Origin of the sequence: Blautia pseudococcoides (genome assembly GCF_001689125.2) — a bacterium.
Taxonomy (GTDB): domain Bacteria; phylum Bacillota; class Clostridia; order Lachnospirales; family Lachnospiraceae; genus Blautia; species Blautia pseudococcoides.
Window position 1 is genome coordinate 729,589 of the sequence record NZ_CP015405.2, and the last position, 13,484, is coordinate 743,072.

Sequence of the window (13,484 nt, forward strand, 5' to 3'; positions counted from 1 at the left end):
GATGAAGTACATAGACAGAGAGGGCAGTATTACAACAGGGGATTCCGGGCAGGACAAACTTTTAAATTGGATGTATACCAAAAGAGCAGGGCGTCTGGCTTTAAAGGTGCTGGTCCAGCCTGTGGTTTCCAAGGCCGGGGGCTGGCTGCTGGACAGAAGGTGTTCTAAAATTTTCATAAGACCATTTGTGAAACAGCAGGGTATCAATCTTGAACGGTATGAGAATAAAGATTATGCTTCCTACAATGATTTTTTCACAAGACAGATTAAAAAAGAATATCGGCCAATAGAGGGAGAGGCAGATACCCTGATTAGCCCCTGTGACGGAAAGCTGAGCGTCTATCCCATTGACGGGAAAAGACGCTTTTCTATTAAGGGGACAGAGTACACTGTGGATTCCCTGCTGCGTTCAGGGCGTATTGCAAGAAGGTATCAGGGGGGATATGCATGCATCTTCCGTCTGACCGTGGATGACTATCACCGCTATTGCTATGTGGATGACGGCTTAAAATCCATCAATATCAGAATACCCGGTATCTTTCACACGGTGAACCCGGCGGCTAATGCTGTGTGCCCTGTCTATAAAGAGAATACAAGGGAATTTTCTCTGCTTAAGAGCAGGCATTTTCAGGTGGTACTTATGATGGAGGTGGGGGCACTCATGGTGGGGCGGATCACCAATTATCACGAGGAATGCCAGGTGAAAAAAGGGGAGGAGAAGGGACGCTTTGAATTCGGCGGCTCCACCGTGATTCTGTTGTTTCAGAAGGATGCAGTGGCGTTTGACAGGAGGCTGCTTGTGAATACACAAAACGGTTATGAGACAATTGTAAAAATGGGAGAGAGGCTGGGGGAGGCAGCAGACAACAGATGATAAAGAGAAAAATAGCAGACCTGGATTTAAGACAGATCGCAGAGTCCGGGCAGTGTTTCCGTATGACCCAAAAAAGTGAAGGGGTGTATACTGTTTCGGCATTTGAAAAATACCTGGAAATAGAACAGAAGGGGGATCTGTTTTTCTTTTCCTGTGCAGAGAAAGAATTTGAGGAGATTTGGGAAGATTATCTGGATCTGCACACAGACTATGGGGCGATCAAAAAATCTGTGGATGAAGAGGATGCCTATCTTCAGGAGGCTGTACGGGAAGGATGGGGTATACGGATCCTGCGGCAGGATCTGTGGGAAATGATTGTGACCTTTCTGGTGTCCCAGAACAACAATATATCACGAATCAGAAAAAGTATTGAATTGTTGTGTCATACCATGGGGGAAGAACTGTACACTGGGGAGGGCGTGAAATATTATGCTTTTCCCAAACCGGAAGCAGTTGTGCGTGCCGGTATGGAGGCGCTCTCCACCCTGGGGCTTGGATACAGGGACAAATACATTTTCCGTACAGCACAGGCCGTTTTAGATGGCAGCCTTGACCTGGAAATGCTGCGGGCAGCAGATTATGAGACTGCCCACAGAGAACTGGTAAAGCAGTATGGGATCGGCAGAAAAGTGGCAGACTGTATCTGTCTCTTCGGGCTTTATCATATAGAGGCCTTTCCTGTGGATACCCACATGAAGAAAATTCTGGAAACGCACTATCCAAAAGGGTTCCCCCATGACCGATATAAAGGGTGCGGAGGAATACTGCAGCAGTACATGTTTTATTATGATTTAAAAGCTGCCGCGTAAAAGGAAATCTGTCTATAGATCAATGGAAGTGATTTTGGGATTTTTCCGGAGCAGCTCCAGGGTATGGAAGATATCATAGCTGTCCGGAAATTTAACGAAGAGCTTCACTTCCACCTGGTTTTCTTTCAGGCGTTTTACTTTCATACTGGTGATCTTTACTTCATCCATCTGAAAGGTATCGGTCAGAATACTGCGCAGGTCATCCTCCTGTTCCATGACAAGAGTTACCTGTTCAATGCTGGAGGATTTCAGCCATCGGAAATTCCGGTGAAAGAAAAACTGCAGAAGCAGTATCATGACCGTAGCAGTGATGCCGGGAACATACATGCCTGCACCGAGAGCCATACCTACGCCTACGGTTGCCCACAAACCCGCAGAGGTGGTGAGGCCGCTGATGTTCATTTTGTGGGTGAAGATGACCCCTGCACCCAGAAAGCCGATAGCAGTGACCACACCGGCGGCGATTCGGGAAGGGTCCAGGTTGATATGGGAGGACAGGACATCGAAAAAACCGTATTTTGATACGATCATCATGAGTGCAGAGGCAAGGGACACAATGGAGTGTGTGCGGATACCGGCCATTTTCATCTGATTTTCCCGTTCATATCCGATGAGGGCACCGCAGAGAATGGCACCCATCATGCGGAGTGGGTATTTTAAGTAAAGTAGAACGAATTCCATAAAAATCCCTCCGTTTCTGTTTTCACCCATTATAACAGAATATCATTTCAATAGCTAGTGCTCCATCCGGCCAGAAAACACCCCATCTTCTTTCTTACCTTGCAGGTTTTCAAAAAAACAGCATTAACAGTGGGTTTCTGGCCGGATAGACCGCAAATGAAGGTATGTATAAAAAAGCAAAAAGATAAGGAGGATTGCGCTATGGTAATTATTGATCAGGAGATTTGTGTGGGATGTGGGGCATGTGTAAAGGACTGTCCAGGCAGTGCCATCCGTTTGGAGGAGGGAAAGGCAGAGGTTTTCCGTTCCTGTATCCAGTGCGGGCACTGTGTTGCAGTCTGTCCGGTAGATGCAGTATCTATACCAGAATTTGACATGGAGGATGTGGAGGCGTACCGGGAAGGAGAGTTTTCTGTCTGTCCGGAGCATTTTTTGAGGGCTGTAAAGTTTCGCAGAAGTGTCCGTAACTTTAAGAAGGAGATTCCGGACAGGGACGTGATAGGAAAAATTTTGGAAGCAGGACGGTACACAGCCACAGCCAAAAACATGCAGGACTGTACCTTCGTGGTGGTCAGGAAGCAGCTTTCGGAATTCAAGGATCTTGTCTGGCAGGAAATGCCGGGGATCATCCAGTCGCTGAGAGAGACGGGACCCGACTATGCCAGGGCATTTTCCTATTTCTATAAATTATGGCAAAGAGATAAGGAGAAGGATACATTCTTTTTCAACACCCCTGTATTCTTAGTCATTGCCTCCGAAAATCCCCTGGACGGAGGGCTTGCGGCAGCCAATATAGAGAACATGGCAGCAGCAAAAGGCCTGGGAGCCCTCTACAGTGGTTATATGATGCGTGTCATCAGGGAAAACCCTGTTTTACAGGAATGGCTGGGGATAGGAGAAAAGACAGTCTCCTGCTGTATGCTGCTGGGATACCCGGACGTGAAGTACAGACGCACTGCCCCCAGGAAAAAGGCAGATATTTTGTGGAAATAAAAAGTTGGAACTGAGGTAAAGGGATGAAAATAGACAGGCTGATCGGCATACTCTCCATTCTGCTGCAGCAGGATAAAGTGACAGCGCCTTATCTGGCAGAAAAATTTGAGGTCTCTAGACGGACCATCAACCGTGATGTGGAGGATATCTGCAAAGCAGGAATCCCTCTTGTCACCACACAGGGACAAAACGGCGGGATTTCCATTATGGAGGGATACCGTCTGGATAAAACGCTGCTCACCTCCAGGGACATGCAGTCTATTCTGGCGGGGCTCAGAAGCCTGGACAGTGTGGCGGGGACTAACCGGTACCAGCTTCTCATGGAAAAGCTGTCTGTGGGAAGCCGGGAGGTGTTGACCAGCAATGACCATATCAGAATTGATCTGTCCTCCTGGTATAAATCTTCCCTGGCGCCCAAGATAGAACTGATTCAAAATGCCATTGAGGCCTGCCGTCTGATAACCTTCCGCTATTATTCTCCCAAAGGGGAGGGGGAGCGGGAGATAGAACCCTATCTGCTGATATTCCAGTGGTCCTCCTGGTATGTATGGGGATACTGCGGGCAGAGAGGGGACTATCGATTGTTCAAATTAAACCGTATGGACAAACTTTGTGATACGGGTGTGAAGTTTGAAAAAAGGCAGATTCCGGACTGTGACTGTTCCCCAAGGCGCATGTATACCGCTTCCATCCATGTGAAGGTCCGCTGTGCTCCGCAGTCGAAATGGCGTTTGATCGAGGAATACGGGATTGCATGCCTAAGAGAGCAGAAGGACGGATATCTGCTGTTTGAATGGGATTTTGCAGACAGGAACAGTTTATTTGGGTGGCTTCTGAGTTTTGGAGAACAGATAGAGCTTCTGGAACCCCAACAGATACGGGAGGAATTGGCCGGGATGCTGGACAGAATGCAGAGACGTTATAAAAAAGAGATTCATATGCCGGAGGAATCATGACAGGCAGTTGTCATGATTCCTTTGTTATAGTAGCCTTAACCCGTGACGGATTCACAGCCATTGCCCCGGAATGTTTTTTATGGCGGCGGCTGCCAGGTACGCGGCAAAATCCTGAAACGGCTCCGGGATGTAAATGGTTTTGAATGGATACGGGAAAAATGAAGAGATGAGGCTGTTATAAATGGAATATGAAATTGTGGAATTGGAAGAGAAAACTGTAATTGGTATCAGCACCCGTACAAATAATCAGGCGCCCCATATGGGAGCAGTGATCGGAGGGCTTTGGGAGAAGTTTTTTACCCAGGGTATTTATGAGGGTGTACCGGACAAGAGAAGCGGGATGCCTCTTGGGATTTATTCCGACTATGCGGGCGGTGTCCTGGATGACTATGATTTTACCGTGGGATGTGAGACAACAGCAGGAGACTATGTTCCGAAAGGAATGGAAAAGAGGCAGATCCCGGCCGGGAGATACGCCAGATTTGTGGTAAAAGGCCATATGCAGAGGGCAGTGGCAGCATTTTGGCAGGAACTGTGGAGTATGGACCTGGACAGGGCGTTTGGCGCCGACTTTGAAGAATACAGGAATCAGGACGTGGAGAACGCGGAAGTGCATATTTATGTGGGACTGAGATAATATAACACCCAGCCTTTTCCTTAGACAGAAAATATGATATACTGACAACGCGGCCGGAGAGTATAAATTTCCGGACAGAACAGAGAAAAACAGGAAAGGCATGAGAGATATGAAGAAATGGAATTTTTTACTGGCAGCAGTGACGTTAGCATTGTCTGTTATACTGACAGGCTGCGGAGGACAACAGCAGGAGGAGGAGCAGGTCAGTCAGACTTCCCCGGAGGACCTGCATCATGTGAAAATTAAAGTGAAGGACTACGGAACCATCTCTGTGGAGCTGGACAGCCAGGCAGCGCCGTTAACAGTGGAAAATTTTATCAATCTGGCAAAGGATGGATTTTACGATGGCTTAACCTTTCACCGGGTGATAAAAGGTTTCATGATCCAGGGCGGTGACCCAAACGGCGACGGTACCGGCGGTTCGGAGAAGACTGTTAAAGGAGAATTTGCCAAAAACGGAGTGGAGAATCCTTTAAAACATACAAGAGGGACCATTTCCATGGCCCGTTCCAGTGATATGGACAGCGCCAGTTCACAATTTTTTATCGTGCAGGAAACATCTGCGCATCTGGATAAAGAGTACGCCGCGTTCGGCCATGTGACAGAAGGGATGGAGATTGTGGACAAAATCTGCGATGATGTTAAAACAGAGGACAGCAATGGAAGTGTGGCCCCTGAAAACCAGCCGGTTATTGAAAGTATTGAAGTGGTAGATTAATGACTTTAAGTCTGCCGGACAGGCAGAAAGCTGCTGTACAGAATGTCAGGAAGCAGATTCCATGACTATCCGTACAGCAGCTTTTTTGCAGCGGGTATATATTACTGCAGAATATTAGAGCGGAACAGATATGTGTCACCGCTTTTTTCAAGCGTCAGCGCAGTGTGCATGGTTCCATCCGGGGTTTGACAATCAAGGTAATACATGCCGTCCTCTGTCCAGCCGCTGGTACAGATAAAGGTCACACAGTTGGTATCCCCGTGCTCCACATAGTAGCTGTCGAACTGCTCCAGATAAGTCCAGTTAAACTTACGGATTTCTCCCAGGCTGATGCCCAGCTTGCGCTGCAGGAACTCCTCGATCTGCTGTGAAGTCAGATGGATCACGTCTGTCATAAACGGCTGTCCGTTTGCGGCCTGAAGCGCAGCGCTCTCCTCAAAGGTAAGCGGTTCAAAATCCATGCCTGCACCGGTGTACAATACCTGATCCAAATCCACTTCCTGGGGAATGCTGTAAGAGGAGCAGAGAAATCCATAATTCTCCATGTCGCTTACGAAGGAGGAAAAATAGTCCAGTTCCTCTGTGCTCAGGTCACGGCGTTCCTCTGTGCCTGTCAGGGGATCAGGCATCTCGGTAGTCTTGTTTTCCTGCGTATTGTCCGGAACTTCTGTCTCAGGTGTCTTTGCAGGAGCCGTTTCCTCCTGGCCGGAATCCGCAGGTGCAGATATTGGATCATTATTCAGAGAAATGCCTTTTCCGTCCAGTATCTTTGTCGTGCTTTTTTTGCTGCCGGAATTATTTTCCGCTTCACTGTCCCCGGTATCTTTTTTTGTTTCCGCGGATGTTTCTGTCTCAGCAGAAGCCTCTTTGGCTTTTTCATTGCCGCAGCCGCTCACAGAAAAAAACATGGAAGAAGCTAGAAGTGCTGCCAGTATCAAAGTTATAAATTTTTTCTTCATTTGTGTTCCCCCTTATCAGCCGCAGCATATGTATGCTGTATTTCGGCATAAAAAAATATCTGTATCCCCTTATTTCATTCAGGATACAGATATTTTATCATAAGAACGGATGGTTGTATAGCCTCTTGGGCTGCCTGTAAACCACAGTATTACCGTTCACTACCTCTGATTGGCAGGCTCAATGGCTATGGTGTTGCCTTTGATCTTAGCGGTCTTCATGGCATTAAGTACGTCTTTTGCGTATTCTCTCGGAACTTCTACAAAGGTGTATTTATCGAACATGTCAATGCTTCCGATAAGCTTTCCTGGCATTCCGCTTTCACCGGCAATGGCGCCCAGGATGTCACCGGGGCGGACACGCTGTTTTTTACCGATGTTGATGAAGAGACGTACCATTCCGGGCTCCTCCGCACCAGTGTCACCGAAATCAACCACTTCCTCATCCGGCTCCTCCTGAACCATACCCATATACATTTTAAGCAGGGCAGCAGCCAGGTCTAAGGTGGTGTAGTCAGAATTGTTGACTTTTTCATCAATAGCGTCGATCATAAGGGAAAGGTTTTCTCTTTCAATGACAGAATCCACGTTTTCCAAAATGTTTTCCATCTTGGTGTTGGCCACATCATTTAAAGAAGGCACTTTCTGGGCATAGATTTTAGTCTTGCAGTAGCGCTGGATCTCTTTTAATTTGTAAAGTTCCTTTCCGCTGGCAAATGTGAAGGCACGGCCGCCTCTTCCTGCACGTCCCGTACGCCCGATACGATGTACATAATACTCGTCATCCTGGGGAAGGTCGTAGTTAAATACTGCCTCAATGTCATCCACATCAATGCCGCGGGCAGCCACATCTGTGGCAACCAGAATGTCAGTCCTTCCTTTTCGGAAGCTCTGCATCACCCGGTCACGCTGTGCCTGCTTCATATCTCCGTGCAGGCCTGCGGCAAAATAACCTCTGCCGATCAGGGCATTGACCAGAAGATCCACCTGTTTTTTGGTGTTGCAGAACACTACGGAGAGCCTTGGGGAGTAGAGGTCCAGAAGACGGGAGAGCACTTCCTCTTTATTCTTAGGTTTTACGTCATAGTAGAACTGTTCAATATTGGGAACGGTCAGTTCTTTTTTTGTCACCTTGATGACTTCCGCGTCTTTTTGGAACTTTTTGGTGATCTCCAGAATAGGCTTCGGCATGGTGGCTGAGAAGAGAACAGTCTGACGTTCCTCTGGAACACCGCTTAAAATAGTTTCAATATCTTCACGGAATCCCATGTTGAGCATTTCGTCCGCCTCATCCAGAACAACTGTGTGTACGTCATCCATTTTCAGGGTTTTTCTGCGCATATGGTCCATGACACGGCCCGGTGTGCCGATGATCAACTGTGTTCCACTTTTTAGGGAACGAATCTGTTTTACAATATCCTGACCGCCATAGATGGGGAGCACCTTGATGCCGTGCAGGTATTTTGCCAGGTTACGGATTTCGTCCGCTACCTGTATGGCCAGCTCTCTTGTGGGGCAGAGTACAATGGCCTGAAGTTTTTTGTCCTTAATATCTATCTTCTGCAAAAGAGGGATACCAAAAGCTGCGGTTTTTCCTGTTCCGGTCTGTGCCTGGCCGATAATGTCACGACCGCTTATCATAGCAGGAATTGCTTTGGCCTGAATGGGGGAGGCCTCCTCAAATCCCATGTAACTCACTGCTTTTTCAATTTCAGGAAATAATCCCAATTCTTCAAATTTCATTGTTTCCATATAAAATAAAAATCCTTTCTGTCGGGGGACTGCCCCGAATCCTTCAAAAATAGGACCGCTTGCGGTCATCAAAAATAGGCGCCGCATAAGCGATGTAAATGCTTATCGCGGCACCCTCTTATACACAATCAGCAGCTTCTATCATACCAGAATCAGAAACTAATGTCAATTAGAAGATATCGACAGGATAAAATGGCAAAAATAATAATATTGCATAAAAATGTGAGGTTTTCTTAAAAAACCTTTGCGGGTATTATACAAAACAATTACAATGAAAGAAAGCGAAGGCGAGGCTTCGGTGAAAATTAATTACAAACAGGAGAGGTACAGACATGAACGGAATAAATGAGAAGCTGGATGCAAGGCCAATGGCGGCAAAGGCAAGTATGATTCAGGGGGAAAATTACAGAATTACGGTTTTGACAGAATCCCTTTTGCGTCTGGAATACAGCAGAGAGGGTGTTTTTGAGGACAGGGCCACCCAGACAGTCCTGAACCGGGATTTTCCGGTACCTGCTTTCAAAGTAACAGAGACAGCGGAGGAGCTGAGACTTTTTACCAGTGCCCTGGAGATGACATACAACAAGAGGGAGTTTGCCCCAAACGGTCTGTTCATTAAAGTGACCGGCGGAAGATCCAATGAGACAAACTGGCATTACGGGGACCCGGTGAAGGACTTAGGCGGAACAGCCCGTACCCTTGATGAGGCGGACGGCGCCATTCCCTTAGAGAGCGGTGTAGTGTCAAGAAATGGATTTTCCATTGTGGATGACAGCAGCAGCATGGCCATTACAGAGAACGGATGGGTGGAAGTGCGTCCGAAAGACAGTATAGATTTCTATTTCTTTGGTTACGGACACAGGTATCAGGAGGCAGTAAAAGATTTATATTACCTTTGCGGAAAGACACCGCTTCTTCCCCGCTGGGTATTTGGAAACTGGTGGAGCCGTTATCACAGATATACGGAGAAGGAATACAAGGAGCTGATGGAGCGCTTTGAGCAGGAGCGGATTCCGTTTTCTGTGGCAGTGGTGGATATGGACTGGCATCTGGTGGATATTGATCCAAAATACGGGAGCGGATGGACGGGTTATACATGGAACCGTGATTTTTTTCCGGACCCCGGTGAGTTTATGGACTGGCTGCATGGCAGAAATATGAAGATCACGCTGAATGTGCATCCTGCAGACGGGGTCCGCGCCTATGAGGAGGCCTATGAGCGGGTGGCAAAGCGTATGGGAATAAATCCGGACAGCCAGGAACCGGTGCAGTTCGATGTGACGGACAGACATTTTCTGGAGGTGTATTTTGAAGAACTGCATCATCCCCTGGAGGATGAAGGTGTGGATTTTTGGTGGCTGGACTGGCAGCAGGGAACTGTCACAAAGATTCCGGGATTAGACCCGCTGTGGATGCTGAACCATTTTCATTATCTGGACAGTGCCAGGAGAGGGAAGCGGCGTCTTACCTTTTCCAGATATGCCGGAATCGGAAGCCACAGGTATCCCATTGGATTTTCAGGAGATACGGTGATCACCTGGGACAGCCTGAAATTCCAGCCCTATTTTACAGCCACTGCCAGCAATGCGGGATACGGATGGTGGAGCCATGATATCGGAGGCCATATGCACGGTGTCCGGGATGATGAGATGACAGCCAGATGGGTGCAGTTAGGTGTCTTTTCACCTTTAAACCGTCTGCACAGCACAGATAATCCTTTCAACGGAAAGGAACCATGGAAATATAATAAGATAACCCAGAGTGTTATGGAAGAGTTCCTGCGTCTGCGCCATAAAATGGTGCCGTATCTGTACACCATGAACCGTTATGCCAGCAGGGACGGGCAGCCTCTGGTGCGCCCTATGTACTGGCTGGAGCCGGAGCGGGAGGAAACCTATGATGTGCCAAATGAATATTATTTCGGGACAGAGCTGATTGCAGTGCCCATAACAGACCCTGCAGATCCCTGTACCTGTATGGGATGTGCAAAGGCATGGCTTCCGAAAGGCACCTGGTTTGATTTCTTTACAGGACGCCGCTATGAAGGCGGACGTCTTCTTTCCGTCTGGAGAAGTGTGGAGGAGATGCCTGTGTTTGCCCGTGCAGGAGCCATTGTACCTATGCAGGAGCTGCCGGAGCAGATGAATGACCTGAGCAATCCTGAAAAAATGGAGATTTACGTTTTTCCGGGAGCTGACAACTGTTTTTCTCTCTGGGAGGATGAGGGAGATTCCCTGGAGGATGCAGATGAAAACTGGGTCTGCACGAAATTGACACTAAAGAACAAGGAAGGCTTTTTCGTCTCTGCTGCCCAGGGAAATATTTCCGTACTGCCGGGAAAAAGAACATGGACCCTGCATTTCAGAGGGGTGGAGAATGCTACTGTCAAAGTGCAGGCAGAGGGACTAAACGTGGCAGCAGAGCAGTCTTATGATGCCGCTGCATGTACCCTCACTGTCCGGACAGCGGATATTCCGGTGACCAGTGCACTTGAGGTGCAGTTTGAAGAAGGGCTTTTAACGGCTGAAAATCACATGACCCAATTTGTATATGAGATCCTGGAGCGTGCACAGATCGCTTATGACTTGAAGGAAGCTGTGCTGAAAACCGTGGAGGAGCTTGGTGAGAAGGCGGTTCCCGCACTCTTTGCCATGGAACTGGATGAGGCGCTGCTTTGCGCAGTTACAGAAGTGCTGACAGCGTGCTGAGAAGAATACATGCTTGTTTATTTATAAAATGAAATGCTGCCGTACAGTGGTTTTTGACGCTGTGCGGCAGCATTTCTGCTTACTTCCTTACCTTATATGATATATTTGTCCAGAAAACGGTCTACCGTGCGGAAATACAGTTTGGGGTCAGTGGCACAGGAAAGCGCGTGGCCCGCGCCGTCTATAACCAGTTTTTCTTTTTCACATTTGGCTGCATGGTACAGCTTGTTCAGCATGTAGAATGGAACAAACGCGTCCTTTGACCCGTGTATAAAAAGAATGGGGCGGTTGCATTTTGCCACCTGCCGTATGGCGCTGGCTTCCTTGAAGGAGAAACCGTAACGGATCCTGGAAGCAAGGGAGGACAGGTGCAAAAAGGGAAAGGCCGGCAGATGGAAATAATTACGGATCTGCACGCTGAATTCTTCCCAGACACTGGTATATCCACAGTCCTCAATGATGGCTTTAACATTAGACGGCAGATTCTCGCCGGAAGTCATCATGACTGTGGCGGCACCCATGGAAATACCCATCAGGACAATCTGGGATTTCGGGTCTTTCTGGCGGAGAAAATCAACCCATTCCAGCACATCTTTTCGCTCCTGCCATCCCATGCCAATGTATTTGCCCTCGCTGTCCCCGTGGCCTCTGGCGTCAGGCAGAAGGACAGAATATCCCCTGTGCCAGAAATGTCTGGCGTACACGCCCAGTTCGCAGCAGTTGTTGCGGTAACCGTGACAGAGAATCACATAGCGTGTGCTTCCCGCCTGTATGGATGGAAGAAAAAGCCCGTTCAGCTTCATGCCGTCCCGGTTAATGAGTGTCACCGGGGAGGCCTCTTTTTTGATCCACTCCTTACCGGGACGGAGAAAATCACCTAAGGGATCAGGCTTGTCTGCGTTTTTCCGCTCGGTCCGGTACATGGGAAATGTACGGGAGAGAGCAAAGCGGCGCAGAAAACTGGTGAGTACATAAGATGCGCCCACGCAGACACCTGCTCCTGCGATCGCAGCATGTTTTAAAGTTTTGGAAGATAATTTTTCCTTCATGTGTCAATGCTCCTTTATACCTTTCCGGTGTGTAACGGTTCTGTATCTTTGCGGTCAGAGTTTCTCCATGGTTTCTTTTACGCGTTCCAAATCATCCCGGATGGACATTGCCTGGGGACAGACCTCCTCGCACTTGCCGCATTTCTGGCACTGGTCAGCACGGGCATCCTCTGCCAGGTCATTAAAGTAGGCACGTTTTGCCTGCTCTTTATTTTCATACATGGACAGATCATTCCAGATGCGGAAATTCTGTGGAATATTGACGCCAAAAGGACATGGCATACAGTAAGCGCATCCGGTGCAGCCGTTTTTCGTCCGCTGTTTGATGGCAGAAGCTACATCAGCTACAATTTCCTTCTCTTTCAGGTTGAGAGGTGTGAAGTTCTCAAATGTGTTCAGATTGTCTTCCACCTGCTCCATTGTAGTCATACCGCTTAATACAACTTTGACATTGGGTTTGCTGGCCACCCAGCGGAGAGCCCAGGAGGAAATGCTGGCGTTTGGTTTGTAATCTTTGAAGGGTTCTGTCACTGCGTCCGGCAAAGTGGCAAGAGAACCGCCTTTGACCGGTTCCATGATCACCAGCGGAATGCCCAGTTCCTCTGTCAGTTCATAGCCTTTGTCTCCGGCCTGGATATCTGTGTCAACATAGTTGTACTGAATCTGGCAGAAATCCCATTTGCGGTAAGTGGCTATGGTTTTAAAAGTTTCAAAATCATCGTGGAAGGAGAAACCGAAGAATTTAATTTTTCCTTGTTTTTTCATTTCTTCCATATAAGGAATGATCCCCAGATCCAGAACGTTCTGCCATTTTTCCTTATCCAGGCAGTGAAGCAGATAGAAGTCCACGTAATCCACTTCCAGACGGTCAAGCTGTTCCTGGAAAATCCGTTTTGCGTCATCCAGGGTTTTCACGTTCCATACAGGCAGCTTGGTTGCCAGATAGAAACTTTTACGGTCATATTTTTTCAGGACCCTGCCCACAAATGGTTCACTGTCCCCGTTGTGGTACGGATAGGCGGTATCTATGTATGTGACTCCGGCCTTCAATGCACGGTCCAGCATGCTCTCGGCTTTAGCCTCGTCGATATTTCCGTCTGCTGTCTGCGGAAAGCGCATACATCCAAAGCCCAGAAGGGATGGGGATACACCCAGATTCTCAAATTTACGGTATTCCATTGTGTAAAAACCTCCTCTATTTCAGTCAAAATAATTTAATTAGTAGCTGATATCTATTTTATCATTCTATGCAGGGAGATGACAAGAGATTTCCTGAATTATTAGGCCATGCCCATATCTTTTTCATGGAAATGGATGAGAAAATAAAGTATACTGGAGAAAAGACAGACAG

Annotated in this window: 12 protein-coding genes; 7 read left to right on the plus strand and 5 right to left on the minus strand. The window is 47.8% G+C overall.

Going from position 1 to position 13,484, the window contains the following annotated elements:
* The first annotated feature begins 1 nt into the window (after position 1).
* Together A4V09_RS03340 and A4V09_RS03345 are read left to right on the plus strand one after the other, a co-directional pair.
* A complete protein-coding gene (locus A4V09_RS03340) occupies positions 2-874 on the plus strand; it encodes a phosphatidylserine decarboxylase (RefSeq protein ID WP_065541097.1) in 873 nt (290 codons plus the stop codon).
* On the plus strand, positions 871-1,683 hold the full coding sequence (locus tag A4V09_RS03345) for a DNA-3-methyladenine glycosylase family protein (RefSeq protein ID WP_065541098.1): 813 nt from the start codon (positions 871-873) through the stop codon (positions 1,681-1,683). Before A4V09_RS03340 ends, A4V09_RS03345 begins: the two co-directional genes overlap by 4 nt.
* 12 nt (positions 1,684-1,695) lie before the next feature.
* Here A4V09_RS03345 and A4V09_RS03350 read toward each other — a convergent pair whose 3' ends face one another.
* On the minus strand, positions 1,696-2,364 hold the full coding sequence (locus tag A4V09_RS03350) for an MgtC/SapB family protein (protein ID WP_065544612.1): 669 nt from the start codon (positions 2,362-2,364) through the stop codon (positions 1,696-1,698).
* A gap of 201 nt (positions 2,365-2,565) precedes the next feature.
* Here A4V09_RS03350 and A4V09_RS03355 point away from each other — a divergent pair, with 201 nt between their 5' ends.
* The 4 genes from A4V09_RS03355 to A4V09_RS03370 all read left to right on the plus strand — a co-directional run bounded on the left by A4V09_RS03355 (position 2,566) and on the right by A4V09_RS03370 (position 5,668).
* Positions 2,566-3,357 carry a nitroreductase family protein gene (locus tag A4V09_RS03355; RefSeq protein WP_065541099.1) on the plus strand — a complete coding sequence of 264 codons (792 nt, stop codon included), beginning with the start codon at positions 2,566-2,568 and terminating at the stop codon, positions 3,355-3,357.
* A 23-nt stretch (positions 3,358-3,380) separates the two neighbouring features.
* Positions 3,381-4,313 carry a helix-turn-helix transcriptional regulator gene (locus tag A4V09_RS03360; RefSeq protein WP_065541100.1) on the plus strand — a complete coding sequence of 311 codons (933 nt, stop codon included), beginning with the start codon at positions 3,381-3,383 and terminating at the stop codon, positions 4,311-4,313.
* A 181-nt stretch (positions 4,314-4,494) separates the two neighbouring features.
* The gene (locus A4V09_RS03365) at positions 4,495-4,950 is read left to right on the plus strand and encodes a GyrI-like domain-containing protein (RefSeq protein WP_065541101.1); all 456 of its coding nucleotides are present in this window, start codon (positions 4,495-4,497) and stop codon (positions 4,948-4,950) included.
* A 109-nt stretch (positions 4,951-5,059) separates the two neighbouring features.
* Positions 5,060-5,668, plus strand: a complete 609-nt coding sequence (locus A4V09_RS03370) for a peptidylprolyl isomerase (protein WP_065544613.1) — start codon at positions 5,060-5,062, stop codon at positions 5,666-5,668.
* A 101-nt stretch (positions 5,669-5,769) separates the two neighbouring features.
* Here the strand turns inward: A4V09_RS03370 and A4V09_RS03375 are convergent, their stop codons facing one another.
* Together A4V09_RS03375 and A4V09_RS03380 are read right to left on the minus strand one after the other, a co-directional pair.
* Positions 5,770-6,627, minus strand: coding sequence for a hypothetical protein (locus tag A4V09_RS03375; protein ID WP_065541102.1), 858 nt, complete (start codon positions 6,625-6,627; stop codon positions 5,770-5,772).
* 159 nt (positions 6,628-6,786) lie between these two features.
* Complete coding sequence (locus tag A4V09_RS03380) at positions 6,787-8,376, minus strand: DEAD/DEAH box helicase (RefSeq protein ID WP_065544614.1); 1,590 nt, start codon at positions 8,374-8,376, stop codon at positions 6,787-6,789.
* A 332-nt stretch (positions 8,377-8,708) separates the two neighbouring features.
* On the opposite strand from A4V09_RS03380, the gene A4V09_RS03385 reads away from it, so the two are divergent.
* Positions 8,709-11,084, plus strand: a complete 2,376-nt coding sequence (locus tag A4V09_RS03385) for a glycoside hydrolase family 31 protein (RefSeq protein WP_065541103.1) — start codon at positions 8,709-8,711, stop codon at positions 11,082-11,084.
* Between the two features lie 92 nt (positions 11,085-11,176).
* Here A4V09_RS03385 and A4V09_RS03390 read toward each other — a convergent pair whose 3' ends face one another.
* Both A4V09_RS03390 and A4V09_RS03395 read right to left on the minus strand, forming a co-directional pair.
* Positions 11,177-12,133, minus strand: a complete 957-nt coding sequence (locus tag A4V09_RS03390) for an alpha/beta hydrolase (protein WP_065541104.1) — start codon at positions 12,131-12,133, stop codon at positions 11,177-11,179.
* Between the two features lie 54 nt (positions 12,134-12,187).
* A complete protein-coding gene (locus tag A4V09_RS03395; protein ID WP_065541105.1) occupies positions 12,188-13,312 on the minus strand; it encodes an aldo/keto reductase in 1,125 nt (374 codons plus the stop codon).
* Positions 13,313-13,484 lie beyond the last annotated feature (172 nt).

Excerpts from the sequence above, each read along its gene's own strand:
- A4V09_RS03340 (WP_065541097.1), top strand. The coding sequence starts at position 2 with ATGAAGTACATAGACAGAGAGGGCAGTATTACAACAGGGGATTCCGGG.
- A4V09_RS03345 (WP_065541098.1), top strand. The coding sequence starts at position 871 with ATGATAAAGAGAAAAATAGCAGACCTGGATTTAAGACAGATCGCAGAG.
- A4V09_RS03350 (WP_065544612.1), bottom strand. The coding sequence starts at position 2,364 with ATGGAATTCGTTCTACTTTACTTAAAATACCCACTCCGCATGATGGGT.
- A4V09_RS03355 (WP_065541099.1), top strand. The coding sequence starts at position 2,566 with ATGGTAATTATTGATCAGGAGATTTGTGTGGGATGTGGGGCATGTGTA.
- A4V09_RS03360 (WP_065541100.1), top strand. The coding sequence starts at position 3,381 with ATGAAAATAGACAGGCTGATCGGCATACTCTCCATTCTGCTGCAGCAG.
- A4V09_RS03365 (WP_065541101.1), top strand. The coding sequence starts at position 4,495 with ATGGAATATGAAATTGTGGAATTGGAAGAGAAAACTGTAATTGGTATC.
- A4V09_RS03370 (WP_065544613.1), top strand. The coding sequence starts at position 5,060 with ATGAAGAAATGGAATTTTTTACTGGCAGCAGTGACGTTAGCATTGTCT.
- A4V09_RS03375 (WP_065541102.1), bottom strand. The coding sequence starts at position 6,627 with ATGAAGAAAAAATTTATAACTTTGATACTGGCAGCACTTCTAGCTTCT.
- A4V09_RS03380 (WP_065544614.1), bottom strand. The coding sequence starts at position 8,376 with ATGGAAACAATGAAATTTGAAGAATTGGGATTATTTCCTGAAATTGAA.
- A4V09_RS03385 (WP_065541103.1), top strand. The coding sequence starts at position 8,709 with ATGAACGGAATAAATGAGAAGCTGGATGCAAGGCCAATGGCGGCAAAG.
- A4V09_RS03390 (WP_065541104.1), bottom strand. The coding sequence starts at position 12,133 with ATGAAGGAAAAATTATCTTCCAAAACTTTAAAACATGCTGCGATCGCA.
- A4V09_RS03395 (WP_065541105.1), bottom strand. The coding sequence starts at position 13,312 with ATGGAATACCGTAAATTTGAGAATCTGGGTGTATCCCCATCCCTTCTG.